Here is a 21,770-nt window from a genome sequence, read left to right as displayed (position 1 = left end):
CACTTAGAAGGTTGCAACCTAGGGGTTGCCCGTGGTCGAAGGATCGGTGTTTTCCCTGATCGTGCCGTTTCGACATGCGCGTGCAACCGCCGGCGCATAGGGAAGCGGACGAAAACGGGTTGCACTGGGTGCGGCGGCGAGCATGCCGCCGGGGTATGAGCGCGCGACGAGAGACAGTTCGGAGGGTCCCGGCGCCCCGGGCTTCAACGCAACAGCGCGCCGCGCGACGATTGCGCAGGCGCCGCTCAGATATCCAGCGGATCGACCTCGACGCTCCACCGCAGCACGCCCTTCAGCGCGCGCAGCTCCGGCTGCCATGCGCGCAGCGCATGCTGCAGCGCCGCCCGCGACGCGCTTTCGAGCAGCAGCTGCGCGCGATGGACGTTCGCGACCTTGACGATCGTCATCGGCACGGCGTCGTACACGGTCACGCGATCGGCGCCCGGCAGCCCCGGCAACGCGGCAGCGGCCTGCAGCAGGAACGCAAGCGCCGCGTCGAGCGTGCGCCCTTCGGCGCGCAGCAGCGCCTGATAGACGAACGGCGGCAGGTGCGCATCGCGGCGCTCGCCGAGCGTCGAATTCGCGAAGCCGACGTAATCCTGCCGCCCGAGCGCGTGGTACAGCGCATGACGCGGGTAGCGCGTCTGCACCATCACCTCGCCCGGCAGCCCGGCGCGGCCTGCACGGCCGCTCACCTGCATCAGCTGTGCGAACAGCCGCTCGCTCGCGCGGAAGTCGTGCGAGAACAGCGCGGTGTCGGCATTGAGCACGCCGACGAGCGACACGCGCTGGAAGTCGTGCCCCTTCGCGATCATCTGCGTGCCGACGAGGATGTCGACCTCGCCCGCGTGCACGTCGGAAAAGAGCGCCTGCGCGCTGCCCTTGCGGCGCGTGCTGTCCGCGTCGATCCGCAGCACGCGCGCCCCCGGCACGGCCTCGGCGAGCGCCTCCTCGATGCGCTGCGTGCCACGCCCGAGCGGCGCGATGTCGACGTTTCCGCACTCGGGGCACGACCGCGGAATGCGCGCCTCCCAGCCGCAGTGATGGCAGCGCAGCGCATGCTCGGGCTTGTGCAGCACGACATACGCGCTGCAGCGCGGGCAGCCCGCGACCCAGCCGCAGGCGTCGCACGCGAGTTGCGGCGCGTAGCCGCGCCGGTTCAGGAACACGAGGCTCTGTTCGCCGCGCTCGAGCCGCGCCTTCAGCGCCGCGACGAGCGGCCCCGACAGCCCGCCCATCGACGCGCGCCCGCGCCGCCGCTCCTCTTCGAGATCGATCAGCCGCACGGTCGGCAGCGTCGCGTCTGCCACCGCGCGGCGCGACAGCGTGAGCCGCGTGTAGCGGCCCTGCTCGGCCTGCCACCAGGTTTCGAGCGACGGCGTCGCCGAGCCGAGCACGACCGTGATGCCGAGCTGCTTCGCACGCCATACGGCGAGATCGCGCGCCGAATAGCGCAGCCCTTCCTGCTGCTTGTACGCGGGCTCGTGCTCCTCGTCGACGACGACCAGCGCGAGCGTCGGCATCGACGCGAGCACCGCGAGGCGCGTGCCGAGCACGATCCGCGCGCGGCCCGTGTGCGCGGCGAGCCAGTTGCGCGCGCGCTCGCCCTCGGCGAGCCCGCTGTGCAGCGTGACAATCGCGTCGTTGGCGAGTGCGCCCGCGAAGCGCGCGCGAAACGCGGCCTCGAACTGCGGCGTCAGGTTGATTTCGGGGACGAGCACGAGCGCCTGCGCGTCCGGCCGCGCGTCGAGCAGCGACGCGAGCGCATGCAGATAGACCTCGGTCTTGCCGCTGCCCGTCACGCCGTGCAGCAGGAACGGCGCGAAGCCCTGCGCGGCGCGGATCGCGTCGAGCGCCTCGGCCTGCTGGTCCGCGAGCGCCGGCGGCACAGCTCGTCCACCGGTTGTCGACAGGTTATCCACAGCTTTGGGCACAGGCGCGTCGGCCCAGCCGATCGCCTCGACGTCGACCCAGCCGCGCGCCGCCCAGTCGTCGAGCGTCGCGGCCGCCTTCGGATGCAGCGCGCGCGCATCGGGCAACCCCAACGAGCCGGTGTCGACGAGCGCCTGCGCGAGCCGCCGCAGCGCGGCCCCGCGTGCGGGCAACGCATCGGGCAGTGCCGCGCGGCCGGCTTCCGTCGGCCGGTAGCGCACCTCGGGCGCCAGCAGCCGCCCCCAGCGCCCGGCGTCGCGCAGTGCCTGCGGCAGCGCCGGCAGCGCGACCTCGCCGCGCCCGCGCTGATAGTAGTCGGCGGCAAACGACACGAGCGCGAGCCAGTCCGCCGACAGCGGCGGCAGGTCGGCACAGATCGCGTCGATCGCGCGCAGCCGGGACGGCGGCACATCGGTGTGAGTCGTCACTTCGCAGACGAGCCCGACGGCCTGCCGCTTGCCGAACGGCACCTGCACGAGCGTGCCGGGCACCGGTGCCGGTTGCGCATCGCAGCGGTAATCGAACAGGGTCGCGAGCGGATGGTCGAGCGCGACGCGCAGGTAGGTGCCGTCCATCACGGCGCTCCGGCAGCGGTACGCGCCGCGTGGACGGCTTGCATCCGCGCCCGCATCGCGGCAGCGCACTTAAAGTAAAACTTCAGATTCGGCGCTAAGTTTTGGATTCGCATTAGGAATCGCCGTATACCCTGCCCAGCCTGTGGATAACTTTGTTGAGAACTCGCCGCTCAATGGCCGCAACGCGCGCGGGGCCGTGCTTTCCGCTGTTTTCCGCCGCTTGTATCGGTGCCCCGCGGAGCCTTATTCCATAAGGCTGCTATTCAAATTACGAAACCATAGCGAGACAATTTGACCGATACGGGGCTCTACCGCGCTGCAACGTGGAAAATGTGTATAAGTCAAGTCTTGACAAGCAACGAATCGGCAACCCGTGGGCGGTTGCGCCCTGTTTAGTGCCGACAGCGAAACGCTGTCACCCCGCAGTGCAGCATGACAGCGCTTGCGTTCAGCCGGCGGCTCCGCTACGGATTGCGCGGCTGTGGTTGTGCACCTCGTCGACGAGTTCGGCGACGTGATCGGGCGACGTAAATTGCGAGATGCCGTGCCCGAGGTTGAACACGTGGCCCGGGTGGTTGCCGTAGCTGTCGAGCACCGCGCGCGCCTGTTCGCGCACCGCGGCCGGCGGCGCAAACAGGATCGTCGGGTCGAGGTTGCCCTGCAGCGCGACGCGCCCCGCGACGCGCTCGCGCGCGGCGCCGAGGTTGACCGTCCAGTCGAGCCCGACCGCATCGACGCCGATCGACGCGATCTCCTCGAGCCACAGCCCGCCGCCCTTCGTGAACGTGATCACCGGTACGCGCTCGCCATCGTGCTCGCGCTTGAGCTGCGCGACCACGCGACGGATGTAGTCGAGCGAAAAGCGCTGGTATGCGCCGTCCGCGAGCGCGCCGCCCCACGTATCGAAAATCATCACGGCCTGCGCGCCCGCTTCGATCTGCGCGTTCAGGTACGCGGCCACCGCCTGCGCGTTCACGTCGAGGATCCGGTGCATCAGGTCGGGGCGCGAATACGCCATCGACTTCACCGTGCGGAAATCGTCCGACCCGCCGCCTTCGACCATGTAGCACGCGAGCGTCCACGGGCTGCCCGAGAAGCCGATCAGCGGCACGCGCTGCCGGCCCTGGCCATCGGTGAGCGCGCGGCGGATCTCGCGCACGGCGCCGGTCACGTAGCCGAGCGTGGCTTCGATGTCCGGCACCGCGAGCTTCGCGACGTCGGCCTCGGTGCGCACCGGATGCGCGAACTTCGGGCCTTCGCCGACCTGGAAGTCGAGGCCGAGCCCCATTGCGTCCGGGATCGTCAGGATGTCCGAGAACAGGATCGCGGCGTCGAGCGGGAAGCGCTCGAGCGGCTGCAGCGTCACCTCGGTCGCATAGTCGGGATTCTTCGCGAGACCGAGGAAGCTGCCGGCGCGCGCGCGCGTCGCGTTGTATTCGGGCAGGTAGCGGCCGGCCTGGCGCATCAGCCAGATCGGCGTGTAGTCGGTCGGCTCGCGCAGAAGCGCACGCAGGAAGGTGTCGTTGAGCAGGTTATGGGCCACGGTAGGAGCGACGATGCGAAGGCAAAGCAGCATTTTACCGGACAGCCGGCGCCACGCAGGCATGCCGACACGATGGCGGCCATATGACGCGCGCGATGGCTCCGTTATGATCGGACGCTCATATCGAACCAAACGAAGGAGGAGACCGATGAAGACATTCGCCACGCTCGCCGCGGCCGCATTGCTCTGCTGCGCCGCCGCGCACGCGCAGACCGGCGCGGGCACCGCTGCGACCGCCCCAGGCGCCGGCTCGCGGCTCGACGACGTGCTCGCGCGCGGCGCGCTGCGCGTCTGCACGACGGGCGACTACAAGCCGTATTCGTACTACCGCGCGGACGGCCGCTTCGAGGGCATCGACATCGACATGGCCGAATCGCTCGCGAAGTCGCTCGGTGTGAAGACCGACTACGTGAAGACGAGCTGGTCGAACCTGACCGGCGATTTCGTCGCGAAATGCGACATCGCGGTGGGCGGCGTATCGACGACGCTCGAGCGCCAGAAGCGCGTGTTCTTCACGCAGCCGTACGTCGTCGACGGCAAGGCGCCGATCGTGCGCTGCGCGGACGCCGACAAATACCAGACCGTCGCGCAGATCGACCGCCCCGAAACCCGCGTGATCGTGAACCCGGGCGGCACCAACGAACGTTTCGCGAAGCAGTACTTCACGCACGCGAACCTGAGCGTCTATCCGGACAACGTGACGATCTTCAAGCAGATCCTCGCGGGCAAGGCTGACGTGATGGTGACGGATGCGTCCGAGACGCTGCTGCAGCAAAAGCTGAATCCGGGGCTGTGCTCGGTGCATCCGGACAAGCCGTTCCAGTTCGGCGAGAAGGCGTACATGGTGCCGCGCGGCGATGTCGCGTTCCAGCAGTACGTCGACCAGTGGCTGCATCTCGCGCTGTCGACCGGCGAATACCAGGCGATTTCGGACAAGTGGCTGAAGTAAGCGGGCACGCGCGCGGCGGCCGATAACGGGCAGCGACCCCGTGGCCGCTGCGCGCCACAGTCGCGGCGCGACGGCGGGCGGCCTGCCGCAGTTACATATTGCCGCCGCACCCTGGCGACCCGCTGCCGGCGCGAAATCCCCGGAATTGGCCGAACGGCCGACTTCCGCGCATTCCGATCACGTTTCAAAATCTTTCCGACGAATGAATCGTCATGCGCGGGTTCTGCCGCGCGGCGCACTTTCTCGCGTGTAATTCGGCAATTCATCGCGCCCGATACGCATGAAAAACGCGTCGTGCGCATGCGATGAAAACGCTGCGGAAAATATGGGTAAAAATGACCTTTTTCAGGACCCCGAAAACAGCAAAAAATCCCGGAAAGCCTTATCTGGCGGGCGTTACAACCTGAAACACTTTGTTACCGCGACGGGTCATTAATTCGCCCACAATGGCCTCAACGGTTTCAACACGGATGCGGTCTCGTGTGCCAAGTGTGAGCGGACGCGAAGCGCTGCGAGCCAGTCGGTCACGTACCGAAGCCCTTCCCAGGGGCATCCCTGTTGGAGTCGTTTCCGGCCCCCCGCCGGATTCGGTTTCATCTTTGGTCTCCTCGCGCTAACCCCGTAGCGTGTGGTTTTTAGCGGGCTAATAAGCCCGCTTTTTTTCGTCCATCGAAAGCGCAACGGCCCGCAGGCCGCCGCGTTTTTCCCGCCGCCAGGCCGCCAGGCCAATTTACGCGGTCTTCTGCACGTCGAGCTTCAGTTCCTCGATCATCCGGTCGCGCATCACGAACTTCTGCACCTTGCCCGTCACCGTCATCGGCAGCTCGTCGACGAAGCGGATATAGCGCGGAATCTTGTAGTGCGCGATCTGCCCGTTGCAGAACGCGCGCACGTCGTCCTCGGTCATCTGCTCGTCCGCGCGCAGCACGATCCATGCGCACAGCTCCTCGCCGTATTTCGCATCGGGCACGCCGAACACCTGCGCGCTCTGGATCTTCGGATGCCGAAACAGGAATTCCTCGATCTCGCGCGGATAGACGTTCTCGCCGCCGCGAATCACCATGTCCTTCAGGCGCCCGACGATGTTGCAGTAGCCGTCCGCGTCGAGCGTCGCGAGGTCGCCCGTATGCATCCAGCCGTCGACCAGCACCTCGCGCGTCTTCGTGTCGTCGTCCCAATAGCCGAGCATCACCGAATAACCCTTCGTGCACAGCTCGCCCGTCGCGCCGACCGGCACGATGGCGCCGTTCGGATCGACGATCTTCACTTCGAGATGCGGCTGGATGCGCCCGACCGTCGTCGTGCGCTTCTCGAGCGGATCGTCGGTCGAGCTCTGGAACGACACGGGGCTCGTCTCCGTCATCCCGTACGCGATCGTGATTTCCGACAGGTGCATCTGCGACACGACGCGCTTCATCGTCTCGATCGGGCACGGCGAGCCGGCCATGATCCCCGTGCGCAGCGTCGACAGGTCGAATGTCGGGAACTCGGGATGATCGAGCTCCGCGATGAACATCGTCGGCACGCCGTGCAGCGCGGTGCAGCGTTCGTCGGCGACAGCCGCGAGCGTCGCGACCGGGTCGAAGGCTTCGCCCGGAAACACCATCGCCGCGCCCTTCGATACGCACGCGAGTACCGCGAGCACCATCCCGAAGCAGTGATACAGCGGCACCGGGATGCAAAGCGAATCCTGCTCGGTGAAGCGCATCGCCATCGCGATCGAACGCGCGTTGTTGACGACGTTGCGGTGCGTGAGCGTCGCGCCCTTCGGGTTGCCCGTCGTGCCGCTCGTGAACTGGATGTTGATCGCGTCGGTGGACTCGAGCGTCGCACCGATCGCATCGAGCAGCGCGGGGTCGACGGCCAGGCGGCCGCGCGTCATCACGTCGGCGAAGCGGAACATGCCGGCCGGCGCGACGTCGCCCATCGACACGACCGTGCGCAGGCTCGGCACACGGGCTGCATGCAGGTCGCCCGGCGTCGCGGTCGCGAGCTCCGGCGCGATGGTCTGCAGCATCTCGACATACGCCGACGACTTGAAGCGCTCGGCCGCGATCACGGCCTTGCAGCCGACCTTGTTCAGCGCGTATTCGAGTTCCGACAGCCGGTAGGCCGGATTGATGTTGACGAGCACCGCGCCGATCCGCGCGGTCGCGAACTGCGTGAGCAGCCATTCGCTGCGGTTCGGCGACCAGATGCCGACGCAGTCGCCCTTCACGATCCCGAGCGCGGCGAGGCCGGCCGCGAGCACGTCGACCTCGTTCGCGAATTCGCGCCAGGTCCAGCGCACCTGCTGCTCGCGGAACACGACGGCCGGACGGTCGGGAAAACGGCCGGCGGTATCGCGCAGGAACCGGCCGATCGTCGCTTCGGATAGCGGCACGTCGGTCGCGCCGCGCACGTACGACAGTCCGTTTTCGGGCGCGATCAGCGCCCCCACGCCAAGGTCTGCTGCCATGAATGTCTCCGTCCTTTTTGTCTGATCGGCGCGCGTGCGCTTGTTGCGCCCGCCTCCGTCGCCGCACTCGCGACGGGCGGCCTCAGCGCAGATGATGACGCGCTCTGCTGACGACACTCTGACATTAATTCGCGGCGGACGGATGAAATAGCACGACCGGACGAAACACTACGGCACGCAAAGGACAGACGAAAAAAAAGCAGCCCGAAGGCTGCTTTCTTTCGCGGGATACGCGGCGCGGCTCAGTGCCGGCTGCGGATCTTCGCCAGACGCTGGATCGCCTCGAGCTGCGCCATCGCGGTCGCGAGCTCGGATTGCGCCTTTGCGAGGTCGAGATCCGACTTCGCGTTCTGCAGCGTTTCCTCGGCACGCTTGCGCGCTTCCTCGGCTTTCGCCGCGTCGAGGTCCTTGCCGCGGATTGCGGTATCGGCGAGCACCGTCACGGCGCCCGGCTGCACTTCGAGAATGCCGCCTGCGACGAACACGAATTCGTCGTTGCCGCCCTCGACTTCGATGCGCACCGCACCCGGACGAATCCGAGTGATCAGCGGCGTGTGGCCCGGCAGAATACCCAGCTCACCCGTTTCGCCCGGCAGCGCGACGAATTTCGCCTCGCCCGAGAAGATCTGCTCTTCCGCGCTGACGACGTCTACTTTGATGGTTGCCATATCGACTCCTGTCGGCGGGAGTTGGTGCTTTAGCACTTACTCCCGCCCCATGCCGCGGTTGGCAAGAGTAAGCGCTTCAGCGCTTACTCTTGCCCTGCGGCGGTCGACGGGAGTAAGCGCTTCAGCGCTTACTCCGATCACATGACCCTTACTGGATCTTCTTGGCCTTTTCGAAGGCTTCGTCGATCGTGCCGACCATGTAGAACGCCTGTTCCGGCAGGTGGTCGCACTCGCCGTCGACGATCATCTTGAAGCCGCGGATCGTTTCCTTCAGCGGCACGTACTTGCCCGGCGAGCCCGTGAACACTTCAGCAACGTGGAACGGCTGCGACAGGAAACGCTGGATCTTACGTGCGCGCGCGACCGACAGCTTGTCTTCCGGCGACAGTTCGTCCATGCCCAGAATCGCGATGATGTCGCGCAGTTCCTTGTAGCGCTGCAGCGTCTGCTGAACGCGACGGGTGATCGAGTAGTGCTCTTCACCGATCACGTTCGGGTCGATCTGGCGCGACGTCGAGTCGAGCGGGTCGACCGCCGGGTAGATACCCAGCGAAGCGATGTCACGCGACAGAACGACGGTTGCGTCCAAGTGGCCGAAGGTCGTAGCCGGCGACGGGTCGGTCAAGTCATCCGCAGGGACGTACACGGCCTGGACCGACGTAATCGAGCCCTTCTTGGTCGACGTGATGCGCTCTTGCAGCTTGCCCATTTCTTCAGCCAGCGTCGGCTGATAGCCCACTGCCGACGGCATACGGCCGAGCAGTGCCGACACTTCGGTACCGGCCAGCGTGAAACGGTAGATGTTGTCGACGAAGAACAGCACGTCGAGGCCTTCGTCACGGAAGTGCTCGGCCATCGTCAGGCCGGTCAGCGCGACGCGCAGACGGTTGCCCGGCGGCTCGTTCATCTGGCCGTACACCAGCGCGACCTTGTCGAGAACGTTCGAGTCCTTCATTTCGTGGTAGAAGTCGTTCCCTTCACGGGTACGCTCGCCCACGCCCGCGAACACGGAGTAACCGCCGTGTTCCTTCGCGATGTTGTTGATGAGCTCCATCATGTTGACGGTCTTGCCCACGCCAGCACCGCCGAACAGGCCAACCTTGCCGCCCTTTGCGAACGGGCAGATCAGGTCGATGACCTTGATACCCGTTTCGAGCAGTTCGGTCGACGGCGACAGTTCGTCGAACGCCGGGGCCTTCTGGTGGATCGAACGCGTCGTTTCGCTCACGATCGGGCCAGCCTCGTCGATCGGACGGCCGAGCACGTCCATGATCCGGCCGAGGGTCGGCTTGCCGACCGGCACCGAGATCGGATTTGCCGTGTTCTTCACGGTCAGACCGCGGCGCAGGCCGTCGGATGCACCCAGACAAATGGTACGGACCACGCCGTCGCCCAGCTGTTGCTGGACTTCGAGCGTCAGTTCCGAGCCATCGAGAATGAGCGCGTCGTAGATCTTCGGCATGCTGTCGCGCGGGAATTCCACGTCGATAACGGCGCCGATGCACTGTACGATCTTGCCTTCTACCAAAGCAGCAGTACTCATCGCTTTTCCTTTAAATACCTGATTCTTTACTCGCGCAAAGGCGCAGTTGTCGTCCGGGCGCGCGCTTAAACAGCGGCTGCGCCGCCGACGATCTCCGACAGTTCTTTCGTAATCGCGGCCTGACGGCTCTTGTTGTACACGAGCTGCAGTTCGCTGATCACCGTCTTCGCGTTGTCGGACGCGGCCTTCATCGCGACCATCCGCGCCGATTGCTCGGACGCCATGTTCTCGGCGACGGCCTGGTACACCAGCGCCTCGACGTAACGCACGAGCAGTTCGTCGACGACTGCCTGCGCGTCCGGCTCGTAGATGTAGTCCCACGACGTGGCCGGCGTACCGTCATCGGCTTCGAAGTGTTCCGACGACAGCGGCAGCAGTTGCTCGATCACGGCTTCCTGCTTCATCGTGTTGACGAAGCGCGTGTAAGCGATATAAACCGCCGACAGCTTGCCTTCCGAGTACAGGTCGAGCTGCGTCTTCACCGCGCCGATCAGCTTGTCCAGATGCGGGGTGTCGCCGAGGTGCACGACCTGCGACAGCACCTTCGCGCCGAAGCGGTTCAGGAAACCGAGGCCCTTGCTGCCGATCGCCGTGGCTTCGACCTTCTGGCCCTTCTCTTCCAGCTCCTTGAACTTCTGCACCGTCGCACGCAGCACGTTGGTGTTCAGCCCGCCGCACAGACCCTTGTCCGTCGTGACGAGGATGATGCCGGCCGTGTTCGCGCCGTCGTTCGCCACCATGAACGGGTGGCGGTACTCCGGGTTCGCGCGGCTCATGTGCGCGGCGATGGCACGGACCTTGTCCGCATACGGACGAGCGGCGCGCATGCGTTCCTGCGCGCGGCGCATCTTCGATGCGGCCACCATCTCCATCGCCTTCGTGATCTTGCGCGTGTTCTGCACGCTCTTGATCTTGCCGCGAATTTCCTTCATTCCAGCCATAGCTTGCTCCTTGACCGAAGCGGCGCGGGCGCATCAGCACCCGCGCGGCCTCAGTGTGTCACTCGCGGATCAATAGGCACCGGACTTCTTGAAGGATTCGATCGCCGAGCGCAGTGCGCCTTCGTCGTCCTTCGCGAGATCCTTGGTGTCTTCGATGCGCTTGATGAGGTCAGCGTTGCTGGTCTTCAGGCTTTCGCGCAGGCCCTTCTCGAACGACAGCACTTGCTTCACGTCGAGGTCGTCGAGGTAGCCGTTGTTCGCGGCATACAGCGACACGGCCAGTTCCCACACCTGCAGCGGCTGGTACTGCGGCTGCTTCAGCAGTTCCGTCACGCGGCGGCCACGCTCGAGCTGCTTGCGGGTCGCTTCGTCGAGGTCCGATGCGAACTGCGCGAATGCGGCCAGTTCACGGTACTGCGCGAGGTCGGTACGGATACCGCCCGACAGCTTCTTCACGACCTTCGTCTGAGCAGCGCCACCGACTCGCGACACCGACACGCCGGCGTTGATTGCCGGGCGGATGCCTGCGTTGAACAGGTCGGTTTCCAGGAAGATCTGGCCGTCGGTAATCGAGATCACGTTCGTCGGAACGAACGCGGTCACGTCGCCTGCCTGCGTTTCGATGACCGGCAGTGCCGTCAGCGAACCGCTCTTGCCCTTCACTTCGCCGTTCGTGAACTTCTCGACGTACTCTTCCGACACGCGAGCTGCACGCTCCAGCAGACGCGAGTGCAGATAGAACACGTCGCCCGGGTACGCTTCACGGCCCGGCGGGCGGCGCAGCAGCAGCGAGATCTGACGGTATGCCCAAGCCTGCTTGGTCAAGTCGTCATAAATGATCAGCGCGTCCTGGCCGCGGTCGCGGAAGTATTCGCCCATCGTGCAGCCGGCGTACGGTGCCAGGTACTGCATCGCGGCGGAATCCGATGCCGTCGCGGCGACGACGATCGTGTATTCCATCGCGCCCGTTTCTTCGAGCTTGCGAACCACGTTCATGATCGACGAAGCCTTCTGGCCGATCGCGACGTAGATACAGATCAGGTCCTTGCCCTTCTGGTTGATGATCGCGTCGAGCGCCACCGCGGTCTTGCCGCACTGACGGTCGCCGATGATCAGCTCACGCTGGCCACGGCCGATCGGCACCATCGCGTCGATCGACTTGATGCCCGTCTGCACCGGCTGCGACACCGACTTACGCCAGATCACGCCCGGGGCGATCTTTTCGATCGCGTCGGTCAGCTTCGCGTTGACCGGGCCCTTGCCGTCGATCGGGTTGCCGAGCGCATCGACCACGCGGCCGACGAGTTCCGGACCAACCGGGACTTCCAGAATACGACCCGTCGTCTTGACGACGTCGCCTTCCGAGATGTGTTCGTATTCGCCGAGAATCACCGCGCCGACCGAGTCGCGCTCGAGGTTCAGCGCGAGGCCGAACGTGTTGCCCGGAAACTCGAGCATTTCGCCCTGCATCACGTCCGACAGGCCGTGGATACGCACGATACCGTCGGTCACGGAGATCACGGTGCCCTGGTTGCGAACGTCTGCGCTCGCTTCAAGGCCCTGGATCCGGCTCTTGATCAGCTCGCTGATCTCAGAGGGATTGAGTTGCATTATTCGCTCCTGATAGTCAATTCTGTTGCGTGCCGGCGTGGCGCTCAGGCGGTCAAGGCAGCCTGCATCGATGCGAGGCGCGCGCGAACCGAGGTGTCGAGCACTTCGTCGCCGACCGTCACGCGCACGCCGCCGATCAGCGACGAATCGACTTCGACCGTCGGTTTCAGCTTGCGCTTGAACTTGCGTTCGAGGCCCGAGACGAGACTTTCGAGATCCGCGCCGTTCAGCGGGAACGCGCTCACGATCTCGGCGTCGGCAGCACCTTCACGTTCGTTCTTGAGCGCCTCGAACTGCTCGGCAATTTCCGGCAGCAGCGCGATGCGATGATTGTCGACCAGCATCTGTACGAAGTTCTTCGCTTCGGCGCCGGCCGCGAGCGGCGACTTCACCGCAGCAAGCAGCAACTCGGCTACTTGCGTGCGCGTCACCTTCGGGCTCGACGCGACCGACAGCACTTCCGGCAGATGCGCAACCTGGGCCAGCTCTTGCACGAGCGTGGACCAGGCGGCGATGTCACCGCCCTCGGCCACGCGGAACAGCGCTTCTGCGTAAGGGCGGGCGATGGTTGCAAGTTCGGCCATGATCAGAGCTCGGCTTTCAGTTGATTCAGCAGTTGGGCGTGGGCCGTTTGATCGACTTCGCGCTTCAGGATCTGCTCGGCGCCCTTCACGGCCAGCGAGGCGACTTCGCCACGCAGCGCTTCGCGCGCCTTCACGATTTGCTGTTCTGCTTCCGCCTTCGCCTGGGCGACGATGCGGGCGGCTTCAGCCTGGGCGTTGGCCTTGATTTCCTCGGCGACCGCCTGTGCACGCTTTTCAGCGTCGGCGATGCGCTGCTGGCCGTCGTTGCGGGCCTGCGCGAGTTCCTGGTCCACGCGCTTGTGCGCTGCGTCGAGTTCCGCCTTGCCCTTTTCCGCGGCGGCGAGGCCGTCGGCGATCTTCTTCGAACGTTCGTCGAGGGCGTTGATCAACGGCGGCCACACGAACTTCATCGTGAACCACGCGAGGACCAGGAACACGACCATTTGCGCAAACAGAGTTGCGTTGAGATTCACGGTGTTTCCTTATCTGCTATTCCGGAAAAATGAAACGGTAAGGCGCTCATCGAGTTGCATTCGATCAGCGCCCCAAGTCTCCGTTCCGCCCTGCGCCGGCTTGCGCCGGACGCAAATTTCCGAGGAACCTTAGCCTGCGAGCTTCGACAGGAGCGGGTTCGCGAACGCGAACAGCATTGCGACACCAACGCCGATCAGGAATGCAGCGTCGATCAGACCAGCCAGCAGGAACATCTTCGTTTGCAGCGGGTTGATGAGTTCCGGCTGACGTGCGCAGGCTTCGATGTACTTGCCACCCATCAGCGCGATACCGATACAGGCGCCGATTGCACCCAGGCCGATGATGATGCCGATACCGATGGCGGTCAGACCCTGGATGTTGGCGATGTAAGCTTGCATGATCACTCCTTTGTGAAAAGACTTGGAACTGAGATTTAAAAAATTAAAACGAAGACTCTTTCTTGCACGCCGCGCTTAGTGCGTGTCGTGCGCCTGGCCGAGATACACCAGCGTCAGCATCATGAAAATGAATGCCTGCAACAGAACAATCAGGATGTGGAAGATTGCCCAGACGCTACCCGCGATCACGTGACCAACGAAGCCGAGGAACGTTGCGTCGCCACCGAAGCTCCACATGCTGCCGAGCAGGGCGATCAACAGGAACAACAGCTCACCCGCGTACATGTTGCCGAACAGCCGCATACCGAGGGAGACGGTTTTCGCGAGATATTCGACGATGTTGAGCGCGAGGTTCGGGATCCACAGCAGCGGGTGGGCGCCAAACGGGGCCGACAGCAGCTCATGCACAAAGCCGCCCGCGCCCTTGATCTTGATGCTGTAGTAGATCATCAGGACGAACACGCCGAGCGCGATGCCGAGCGTGCCGTTCAGGTCGGCCGTCGGGACGATGCGATGGTGGGAAATCACGTCCGACAGACCGAGCAGGCCGATCACGCGGCCCGGCAGGTCGACCGGGAGGAAGTCGAGGGAGTTCATCAGCGCGACCCACACGAACACCGTGAGGGCGAGCGGAGCGATGAAGGTGCGATTGCCGTGGACGATAGCCTTCGACTGGTCTTCGACCATTTCGACGAGCATCTCGATTGCGCACTGGAAACGGCCCGGCACGCCCGACGTCGCCTTGCGGGCGGCCAGACGCAGCAGGAGGACCGTGACGACGCCGCATACGATCGACCAGAACAGCGTGTCGAGATTCCAGACGTGGATGTCGAAAATCGACGTCTGATGCGAGGTGGAGAAATTCTGCAAGTGGTGCGCAATGTACTCGGACGGATCCGGACCGCGCGTGCCTTCGCTAGCTGCCATATCGTTAATGCCACCCAAATTGTCGAAAATCGTTTTGCCTGTTCCGCAACACGCTATTGCGGGAACGGGCCGGTGCGGTTCGTTGTCGAAACCGCACGCTGCTTGTTGCTTACCGCCAGGCCAGCGCGATCCAGTACGTCTTCAGCACGACGAGGTACGTGACGAGGAACGGCACCCAGTGCACGCCGGACCAGCCGAACGCCACTGCTGCGAACATCCCGACCGTCAGGCCGAGCTTCAGGGCTTCGCCCATCACCCAGCTCATCACGGTGGCCGAACCACCTGCCTTCAGTCGTGCCACGAACAACGCACTTGGCACCCAGCCAATCGCTCCGCCCAGAAACGCGGATTGCGCAGCGGCGCCCGGCGACTTCGAAAACAGCCACCACGCCAGCGTTGCAACCAGGGACAAGACCACTTGCGCGATCACCACCTTGGAGGGGGTCACGCGCGAGGGCTTGCTCACGTCCGGACCGAACAGCCTCTCGGCTTCTGCCCGTGTGAGCGGAACGATGTTGTTATCTTGCTGCTCGGCATCCCAGTCATCGTCGGATTCGCGCCGCTCGCCAGCCGCCGAAGCGGTGCGTTGCGTGCGCTGATCATCGTGCCTGTCGTCCGGCGCCTGACCCGCCATCGCAATCTTCCGCAAAATCCTTGAACCGGCCCCAAGCTTTCTGAAAGCTTTCAGGGGTGCCTAGCTAACAAATCCGGGCGATTGTAAGCGATAGTTGCAAGTGATTCAAGGCTTTAGACGCGACAAAAACCTGCCTAAAACGACGCCTCATCATGTGAAAAACACGCGATTCAACGACGTACGACGACAGTTGTAAGGTCGATTTTTTGCACCGGTATTTCTTGCCCGAAAAATGTCCGGCGATGGCGGATGGCGTGGAAACGACGCCCGACGCGGGCTCGAACGGAGCGGCACGATCGCCGCCGGGAATTCGCCGTGATGCAGTCGCCCGGAACGACCCGGCGCGACACCCCGGGACAAGCAAAACACTGTGGCCGATCAGCCGCACCCGATGCACGAAATTCGATCGGATGCTGGCGCGTCGAATCATCCAATCAGTTGTCGCGCCACCACAGGCGATCGACTGTGAATCGCCGCACTTATCAACAGCCTCGCAACGATCGCGAACACTGTGCACCCTCCCCGTCGCTCGAGCCGCACACCTGTGCCGCACGCACCCGTATCGCTCAACCGTGCACGAGCAGCCATGCGCCGAGTACCGCGCTCACGAGCGCGAACGGAATCGAGACCAGGTGGAACGGCAGCCACATGCGCGGCTCCTTCGCGAGACGCACCGCGATCAGGTTCGCGAGCGAACCGATCGCGAAACCGAAGCCGCCGACCGATACGCCGAACGCGAGCGCGCGCCAGTCGTGCGTGAATTCCGACAGCAGGATCGCGGCCGGCACGTTGCTGATCCCCTGCGACAGTACGGCGCCGGCCGCAAATACGCGCAGCGGTGAATCGAGATGGGCGCGCGCGATCGCGTCGTGCACGACGGGCAGCGCAGCCGCGCTGCGCAATACGACGAACATCAGCACGAAGATCAGCAGCAGCAACCAATCGATCTTCAGGACTGCATCACGTTTTACGACGAACAGCACGATCGCGACAGCAACCAGACCCGGCAGCGGATGGTGCGCATCGGCGAGCAGCACGAATGCCGCGAACAGCACCGCTGCAATCAGTGCGTGCATGCGCTGCACGGGAAGTGCGACGACGTCGCCGGACAGGTCCAGCGGTTTCGCACGAAACGTGCACGCGGTCAGCGCGAGCAGCAGCACCATCAGCGCGATCGCGAGCGGCCCGAGCGTGACCACGAAGCGGCCGAACGACACGCCGCTCAATTGCCACAGGAAAAGATTCTGGGGATTGCCGAGCGGTGTTGCGACGGACCCCGCGTTGACGGCCAGCGCGACGACGATCACGAGCCGCCGGAACGGCAGCGGCGTCAGCGCACGCAGCGATACCATCAACGGCACGACGACGAACAGCGCGACGTCGTTGGTCAGCCACATCGACAGCACCGCCGCGAACACGACGAGCAGCATCGCGAGCCCGCGTTCGGAATGCACATGATGCACGATGCGGTGCGCAAGCCACATCAGGCAGCCGGACAACTCGAGTGCCTTGGTCAGCATCAGCAGGCCCGCGAGCGTCGCGACCGTCTGCCAGTCGACGCGACCGGCCAGTACGGAAAATGGTTGCGGACGCACCCATTCCAGCACGATCAGGCCAAGCGCAAGCACCGACAGTACGGGTTCCTGCACAAGCCATCCGAGCCACCGGTGCGGCGCCGGTGCGCCCGTCTTCTCCATCGTCAACTCGTCACTCTTCGGTCGCTACGTTGCCGCGCAGCCGCACGAGAATGCCCTCGAGTGCATCGAGGTTGCCGAAGTCGATCATGACCTGCCCTCGCCCGCGGCGGCCGAGCTTGATCTTCACCGTCGACGCGAGCAGGTCAGACAACTCCTCCTCGAGACGGCGCGTGTCGCGGCCGCCGTCGTCTTTCGCGCGCGCCTTCACCGCCGGCACTTCCTTCGTCGTGTGCGCGACGAGCTTCTCGGTCTCGCGCACCGACATGCGCTTGTTGACGACCTGATGGGCGAGCGTGATCTGCGTTGCCGCATCGACGGCGAGCAGCGCGCGCGCGTGCCCCATGTCGAGATCGCCGGCCAGCAGCATCGTCTGCACCGGCGATGCCAGGTTCAGCAAGCGCAGCAGGTTCGACACCGCGCTGCGCGAACGGCCGACCGATTCGGCCGCCTGTTCGTGCGTGAAACCGAACTCGTCGAGCAGGCGCTGGATGCCGTGCGCTTCTTCGAGCGGGTTCAGATCCTCGCGCTGGATGTTCTCGATCAGCGCCATCGCGGCGGCAGCCTGATCGGACACGTCCTTCACGAGCACCGGCACTTCGTCGAGGCCGGCCAGGCGCGCCGCGCGGAAACGCCGCTCGCCCGCGATGATCTCGTATTTGTCTGACGAAATAGGCCGTACCAGGATCGGCTGCATCACGCCCTGCGCGCGGATGCTTGCCGCAAGCTCCTGCAGGCTGCCTTCGTCCATCCGCGTCCGCGGCTGGTACTTGCCGGCCTGCAGCTTGCCAAGCGCGAGCGTGTTCGGTGCGCCTTCGATCTTCACCGCTTCGGTGATATCGGCGCTGCCGCCGAGCAGCGCTTCGAGGCCACGTCCCAAGCCCTTCTTCTTTGGTACCGCGTTCATGTCTTTCTTCCTCGCTTCGCTCATGTCCGGATCACGACACCTCGAACGCGCGGACGCGTTCGATCATCTCGGCACCGAACTGGAGATACGCCTGCGCACCGCGCGAGCTGCGGTCGAACACGACGCCCGGCAGCCCGTAACTCGGCGCTTCCGCCAGGCGCACGTTACGCGGAATCACCACGTCGAACACCTTGTCGCCGAAGTGCGCTTTCAGTTGATCGGAGACTTGCTGCTGCAGCGTGATGCGCGGATCGAACATCACGCGCAACAAGCCGATGATCTTCAGGTCGCGGTTCATGTTCGCGTGAACCTGCTTGATCGTGTTGACGAGGTCCGACAACCCCTCCAGCGCGAAGTACTCGCACTGCATCGGGATCACGACGCCGTGCGCCGCACACAGCCCGTTCAGCGTCAGCAGCGACAGCGTCGGCGGGCAATCGATCAGCACGAAGTCGTAGTCGTCGGCCACGTGCTCGAGCGCGGCCTTCAGCCGGCGCTCGCGGTTGTCGATGCTGATCAGTTCGATCTCGGCACCGGACAACTCACGGTTCGCGGGCAGCACGTCGTAGGTGACGCCTTCCGGACGCACGCGTGCATCGGCCACCGACACGCCGTCGACCAGCACCTCGTACACGGTCGATTCGCACGCGGCCTTGTCGATCCCGCTGCCCATCGTCGCGTTGCCCTGCGGGTCGAGATCGATCAACAGGACTCGTTGCTCCTGCGCTGCAAGGCTTGCGGCGAGATTGACCGATGTCGTCGTCTTGCCGACGCCCCCCTTCTGGTTCGCAACGCAGAAGATCTTTGCCATCGTTGGTGTGTTCCCTTTACCTTCAAACAAACGGCGCGCTACTGCGCGCCTTCAATTCGCCGCGTCGACGACCACTTCGATCAGATGCCGTTCGGCATCGAGCATCGGCACCGTCAGCCGCATCGTCTGCTTCACGCGACTGCCTTCCGGCAACCGTGCAATCTCGTTGTCCGGATGTACACCCTTCATTGCCCAGATCGATCCGCCCGGCGCGACCAGATGTCGAGCAAGTTTAACGAAGTCGGACAGATCAGCGAAGGCGCGGGATACGATCATGTCGAATTTTTCCGGCACCTCGACACCCGGCTGCAGCGATTCGACCCGCCCGGTGACCACCGACAGGTTCGCGAGCTTCAGCTCCGCGCGCATCTGCGTCTGGAATGCAGACTTCTTCTGCACGATATCGTTCAGCGTAACCTGCCAGTCCGGCTCGACGATCGCCAGCACGATGCCGGGCAAGCCACCGCCCGAGCCGACGTCGAGCACGCGGGCCGACGCACGGCCACGCAGATGCGGGACGATGGAAAGTGAATCGAGGATGTGCTGAATCAGCATCTGCTTCGGGTCACGGATCGCGGTCAGGTTGTAGACCGCATTCCACTTGCCGAGCAGCGCGACATAGTCGAGCAACTGGTTGCGTTGTGCATCCGTCAGTGTGAGGTCGAGCGCCGTCGTGCCGTCGACGAGCATCTCTTCCAGTACGTCCCGATTAACCGCCGGCGCGCGACGCGCCGTCATTGTTGCGTCGGGACGGCGCCGTCCCCCTGCTCCGTTGCCTCTGCGGCAGTGCCATTACGGCGGCCCAGGCCGCGGCGCTTCAGGTGCACCATCAGCAGCGAGATCGCCGCCGGCGTGACGCCCGAAATGCGCGACGCCTGCCCGATCGTTTCCGGCCGGAACTCGTTGAGCTTCTGGCTCACCTCGAACGACAGGCCGCGAACTTCGCGGTAATCGATACCGTCCGGCAGGCGCGTGTTCTCGTTCGCGTCGTTGCGCTCGATCTCGGATGCCTGGCGCTCGATATAACCCTGATACTTGATGCCGATCTCGACCTGCTCCTTGATCTGTTCGAGCAGCACCGGATCGTCAGCCAGCGGCTCGGCCGGGCCGCATTCGCCGCCCTTCAGGCCGCACACGCCGTCGTAGCTGATGCCCGGACGGCGCAGCAGATCGGCGAGACTGTATTCGTGATCGATCGCCTTGCCGAGCAGCGCGGTCGCCTCTTCCGGCGGCAGCGTCTTCGGCGTGACCCACGTCGACTTCAGGCGTTCGGTTTCACGTGAAACAGCGTCGCGCTTCCGGCTGAATGCGTCCCAGCGCACGTCGTCGACGAGGCCCAGTTCGCGGCCGATCTCGGTCAGTCGCATGTCGGCGTTGTCTTCACGCAGGCTCAGCCGATATTCGGCGCGGCTCGTGAACATCCGGTACGGCTCGGCCACACCGCGCGTCACGAGATCGTCGACCAGCACGCCAAGGTATGCCTGGTCGCGGCGCGGGCACCATGCGTCCTTCTCCTGCACATAGCGGCCCGCATTGAGGCCGGCCAGCAGGCCTTGCGCAGCCGCTTCTTCATAGCCGGTCGTGCCGTTGATCTGGCCCGCAAAGAACAGCCCGTTGATTGCCTTCGTCTCGAGCGACGCCTTCAGCGCGCGCGGGTCGAAGTAGTCGTACTCGATCGCGTAGCCTGGGCGCAGGATATGCGCGTTCTCGAGGCCGCGCATCGAATGCACGAGCTCGAGCTGGACGTCGAACGGCAGGCTCGTCGAGATCCCGTTCGGGTAGAACTCGTTGGTCGTCAGCCCTTCCGGTTCAAGGAAGATCTGGTGCGATTCCTTCGATGCGAACCGGTGGATCTTGTCCTCGATCGACGGGCAATAACGCGGCCCGACGCCTTCGATCACGCCTGTATACATAGGCGAACGGTCGAGGCCGCCGCGAATGATGTCGTGCGTGCGCTCGTTCGTGTGCGTGACCCAGCACGGCAACTGCTGCGGATGCTGCTCCGCGCGGCCCAGGAACGAGAACACGGGGATCGGATCGAGGTCGCCCGGCTGCTCGTCCAGCTTCGAGAAGTCGATCGTACGGCCGTCGATACGCGGCGGCGTACCGGTCTTCAGGCGACCCTGCGGCAGCTTCAGTTCCTTCAGGCGCGACGACAGCGACACGGCCGCCGGATCGCCCGCGCGACCGCCCGTGTAGTTGTTCAGGCCGACGTGGATCTTGCCGTCGAGGAACGTACCGGCGGTCAGCACGACTGCGCGGGCGCGGAAGCGGATGCCGATCTGCGTGACGGCGCCCACCACGCGATCGCCTTCGACCATCAGATCGTCGACGGCCTGCTGGAACAGCCACAGGTTCGGCTGGTTCTCGAGCCGGTGGCGGATCGCGGCCTTGTACAGGATGCGGTCGGCCTGCGCACGCGTCGCACGCACGGCCGGGCCCTTCGATGAATTGAGGATCCGGAACTGAATACCGCTCTCGTCCGTCGCGGCGGCCATCACGCCGCCCAGCGCGTCGACTTCCTTGACCAGATGGCCTTTGCCAATGCCGCCGATCGACGGATTGCAGCTCATCTGCCCGAGCGTTTCGATGTTGTGGGTCAGCAGCAGCGTCTTCGCGCCCATTCGGGCGGACGCCAGCGCGGCTTCCGTGCCGGCGTGGCCGCCACCGACGACGATGACGTCAAATTCTGTGGGAAAAAGCATGGTGGATTCCGTACGCAGGGCTGCGCACGAACCTATCAGAGAAATGTATGGGCCGAATTATAGCGGGTTCGCTTTTCACTCGAAGGCCGTCCGAACGGTAGGGTCGGTTCATTTCGTCGTTTTTTCGGCTGCGGATGGATGAATTCGTGGCGTCGAGCCTGCTCCAGCAATGCTCCCGGCCGGGTCGCCGCACATCGATTATCTGTGCAAAAAAATCGAGTGCCAGGAAAGTGGCCTGCCGGGGACAGACCGGCATCGATTTCTGTGGTCGGCACGACAACCTGGGCGCCACACCCTGTGCCCCGTCCTCACCGACTTTCCTGCTGTTGGTCCGGCACTTATCCCCCGAGATTCGACACATCATCAGCCTGTGCAGAGATCCACGCGCCAGGAATCCAGCCTGTGGAGCAAGCCAC

18 protein-coding genes are annotated in these 21,770 nt (G+C 64.5%); 1 reads left to right on the top strand and 17 read right to left on the bottom strand.

Annotated features, from left to right (window positions below; genetic code table 11):
- Positions 1-245: 245 nt before the first annotated feature.
- Both R9B84_RS00590 and hemE read right to left on the bottom strand, forming a co-directional pair.
- Positions 246-2,507: a primosomal protein N' gene (locus R9B84_RS00590; RefSeq protein ID WP_423758862.1), complete on the bottom strand. Its 2,262-nt coding sequence runs from the start codon at positions 2,505-2,507 to the stop codon at positions 246-248.
- 448 nt (positions 2,508-2,955) lie between these two features.
- A complete protein-coding gene (gene hemE, locus R9B84_RS00585) occupies positions 2,956-4,050 on the bottom strand; it encodes a uroporphyrinogen decarboxylase (RefSeq protein WP_423758861.1) in 1,095 nt (364 codons plus the stop codon).
- Positions 4,051-4,198: 148 nt separating this feature from the next.
- Between hemE and R9B84_RS00580 the strand changes: the two genes are divergently transcribed.
- Entirely contained in the window at positions 4,199-4,999 is an 801-nt protein-coding gene (locus tag R9B84_RS00580) for a transporter substrate-binding domain-containing protein (RefSeq protein ID WP_423758860.1), read from the top strand.
- A 730-nt stretch (positions 5,000-5,729) separates the two neighbouring features.
- Here the strand turns inward: R9B84_RS00580 and R9B84_RS00575 are convergent.
- The 15 genes from R9B84_RS00575 to mnmG form a co-directional block, all read right to left on the bottom strand.
- Entirely contained in the window at positions 5,730-7,457 is a 1,728-nt protein-coding gene (locus R9B84_RS00575; RefSeq protein WP_423758859.1) for an AMP-binding protein, read from the bottom strand.
- Positions 7,458-7,699: 242 nt separating this feature from the next.
- Complete coding sequence (locus R9B84_RS00570) at positions 7,700-8,125, bottom strand: F0F1 ATP synthase subunit epsilon (RefSeq protein WP_006477288.1); 426 nt, start codon at positions 8,123-8,125, stop codon at positions 7,700-7,702.
- Between the two features lie 148 nt (positions 8,126-8,273).
- Positions 8,274-9,668, bottom strand: a complete 1,395-nt coding sequence (gene atpD, locus R9B84_RS00565; RefSeq protein WP_047899458.1) for a F0F1 ATP synthase subunit beta — start codon at positions 9,666-9,668, stop codon at positions 8,274-8,276.
- 65 nt (positions 9,669-9,733) lie between these two features.
- Positions 9,734-10,609 carry a F0F1 ATP synthase subunit gamma gene (gene atpG, locus R9B84_RS00560; protein ID WP_047899457.1) on the bottom strand — a complete coding sequence of 292 codons (876 nt, stop codon included), beginning with the start codon at positions 10,607-10,609 and terminating at the stop codon, positions 9,734-9,736.
- A gap of 69 nt (positions 10,610-10,678) precedes the next feature.
- Positions 10,679-12,220: a F0F1 ATP synthase subunit alpha gene (gene atpA, locus R9B84_RS00555; RefSeq protein ID WP_423758858.1), complete on the bottom strand. Its 1,542-nt coding sequence runs from the start codon at positions 12,218-12,220 to the stop codon at positions 10,679-10,681.
- A 44-nt stretch (positions 12,221-12,264) separates the two neighbouring features.
- Entirely contained in the window at positions 12,265-12,804 is a 540-nt protein-coding gene (locus R9B84_RS00550; RefSeq protein WP_152860548.1) for a F0F1 ATP synthase subunit delta, read from the bottom strand.
- A gap of 2 nt (positions 12,805-12,806) precedes the next feature.
- Positions 12,807-13,277 (bottom strand): F0F1 ATP synthase subunit B, encoded by a 471-nt coding sequence (locus R9B84_RS00545; RefSeq protein WP_006751767.1) that lies wholly within the window; start codon positions 13,275-13,277, stop codon positions 12,807-12,809.
- A gap of 129 nt (positions 13,278-13,406) precedes the next feature.
- Positions 13,407-13,676: a F0F1 ATP synthase subunit C gene (gene atpE / locus R9B84_RS00540; protein ID WP_006482730.1), complete on the bottom strand. Its 270-nt coding sequence runs from the start codon at positions 13,674-13,676 to the stop codon at positions 13,407-13,409.
- 75 nt (positions 13,677-13,751) lie between these two features.
- A complete protein-coding gene (gene atpB / locus R9B84_RS00535; protein ID WP_047899456.1) occupies positions 13,752-14,603 on the bottom strand; it encodes a F0F1 ATP synthase subunit A in 852 nt (283 codons plus the stop codon).
- A gap of 109 nt (positions 14,604-14,712) precedes the next feature.
- On the bottom strand, positions 14,713-15,237 hold the full coding sequence (locus R9B84_RS00530) for an ATP synthase subunit I (protein ID WP_423758857.1): 525 nt from the start codon (positions 15,235-15,237) through the stop codon (positions 14,713-14,715).
- A gap of 566 nt (positions 15,238-15,803) precedes the next feature.
- Positions 15,804-16,934, bottom strand: a complete 1,131-nt coding sequence (locus R9B84_RS00525; RefSeq protein WP_423758856.1) for an SLC13 family permease — start codon at positions 16,932-16,934, stop codon at positions 15,804-15,806.
- A 10-nt stretch (positions 16,935-16,944) separates the two neighbouring features.
- On the bottom strand, positions 16,945-17,838 hold the full coding sequence (locus R9B84_RS00520) for a ParB/RepB/Spo0J family partition protein (RefSeq protein WP_069747658.1): 894 nt from the start codon (positions 17,836-17,838) through the stop codon (positions 16,945-16,947).
- A 31-nt stretch (positions 17,839-17,869) separates the two neighbouring features.
- Positions 17,870-18,649 carry a ParA family protein gene (locus R9B84_RS00515; protein ID WP_423758855.1) on the bottom strand — a complete coding sequence of 260 codons (780 nt, stop codon included), beginning with the start codon at positions 18,647-18,649 and terminating at the stop codon, positions 17,870-17,872.
- 51 nt (positions 18,650-18,700) lie between these two features.
- On the bottom strand, positions 18,701-19,387 hold the full coding sequence (rsmG, locus tag R9B84_RS00510) for a 16S rRNA (guanine(527)-N(7))-methyltransferase RsmG (protein ID WP_423758854.1): 687 nt from the start codon (positions 19,385-19,387) through the stop codon (positions 18,701-18,703).
- A complete protein-coding gene (gene mnmG, locus R9B84_RS00505; protein ID WP_423758853.1) occupies positions 19,384-21,354 on the bottom strand; it encodes a tRNA uridine-5-carboxymethylaminomethyl(34) synthesis enzyme MnmG in 1,971 nt (656 codons plus the stop codon). Before mnmG ends, rsmG begins: the two co-directional genes overlap by 4 nt.
- Between the last annotated feature and the right edge of the window lie 416 nt (positions 21,355-21,770).

The sequence above is a fragment of the Burkholderia sp. NLJ2 genome, from assembly GCF_049487195.1.
GTDB lineage: Bacteria > Pseudomonadota > Gammaproteobacteria > Burkholderiales > Burkholderiaceae > Burkholderia > Burkholderia pyrrocinia.
Note: the sequence above shows the minus strand (reverse complement) of the source record. Positions and strands in the feature narration are given on the sequence as shown.

Bases quoted from the DNA above. Each gene is read 5' to 3' on its own strand.
- R9B84_RS00570 (WP_006477288.1), bottom strand. From the start codon at position 8,125: ATGGCAACCATCAAAGTAGACGTCGTCAGCGCGGAAGAGCAGATCTTC.
- atpG (WP_047899457.1), bottom strand. From the start codon at position 10,609: ATGGCTGGAATGAAGGAAATTCGCGGCAAGATCAAGAGCGTGCAGAAC.
- R9B84_RS00520 (WP_069747658.1), bottom strand. From the start codon at position 17,838: ATGAACGCGGTACCAAAGAAGAAGGGCTTGGGACGTGGCCTCGAAGCG.
- R9B84_RS00530 (WP_423758857.1), bottom strand. From the start codon at position 15,237: ATGGCGGGTCAGGCGCCGGACGACAGGCACGATGATCAGCGCACGCAA.
- rsmG (WP_423758854.1), bottom strand. From the start codon at position 19,387: ATGACGGCGCGTCGCGCGCCGGCGGTTAATCGGGACGTACTGGAAGAG.
- atpD (WP_047899458.1), bottom strand. From the start codon at position 9,668: ATGAGTACTGCTGCTTTGGTAGAAGGCAAGATCGTACAGTGCATCGGC.
- mnmG (WP_423758853.1), bottom strand. From the start codon at position 21,354: ATGCTTTTTCCCACAGAATTTGACGTCATCGTCGTCGGTGGCGGCCAC.
- atpB (WP_047899456.1), bottom strand. From the start codon at position 14,603: ATGGCAGCTAGCGAAGGCACGCGCGGTCCGGATCCGTCCGAGTACATT.
- atpA (WP_423758858.1), bottom strand. From the start codon at position 12,220: ATGCAACTCAATCCCTCTGAGATCAGCGAGCTGATCAAGAGCCGGATC.
- atpE (WP_006482730.1), bottom strand. From the start codon at position 13,676: ATGCAAGCTTACATCGCCAACATCCAGGGTCTGACCGCCATCGGTATC.
- R9B84_RS00575 (WP_423758859.1), bottom strand. From the start codon at position 7,457: ATGGCAGCAGACCTTGGCGTGGGGGCGCTGATCGCGCCCGAAAACGGA.
- R9B84_RS00580 (WP_423758860.1), top strand. From the start codon at position 4,199: ATGAAGACATTCGCCACGCTCGCCGCGGCCGCATTGCTCTGCTGCGCC.
- R9B84_RS00550 (WP_152860548.1), bottom strand. From the start codon at position 12,804: ATGGCCGAACTTGCAACCATCGCCCGCCCTTACGCAGAAGCGCTGTTC.
- R9B84_RS00515 (WP_423758855.1), bottom strand. From the start codon at position 18,649: ATGGCAAAGATCTTCTGCGTTGCGAACCAGAAGGGGGGCGTCGGCAAG.
- R9B84_RS00525 (WP_423758856.1), bottom strand. From the start codon at position 16,934: ATGGAGAAGACGGGCGCACCGGCGCCGCACCGGTGGCTCGGATGGCTT.
- R9B84_RS00590 (WP_423758862.1), bottom strand. From the start codon at position 2,507: ATGGACGGCACCTACCTGCGCGTCGCGCTCGACCATCCGCTCGCGACC.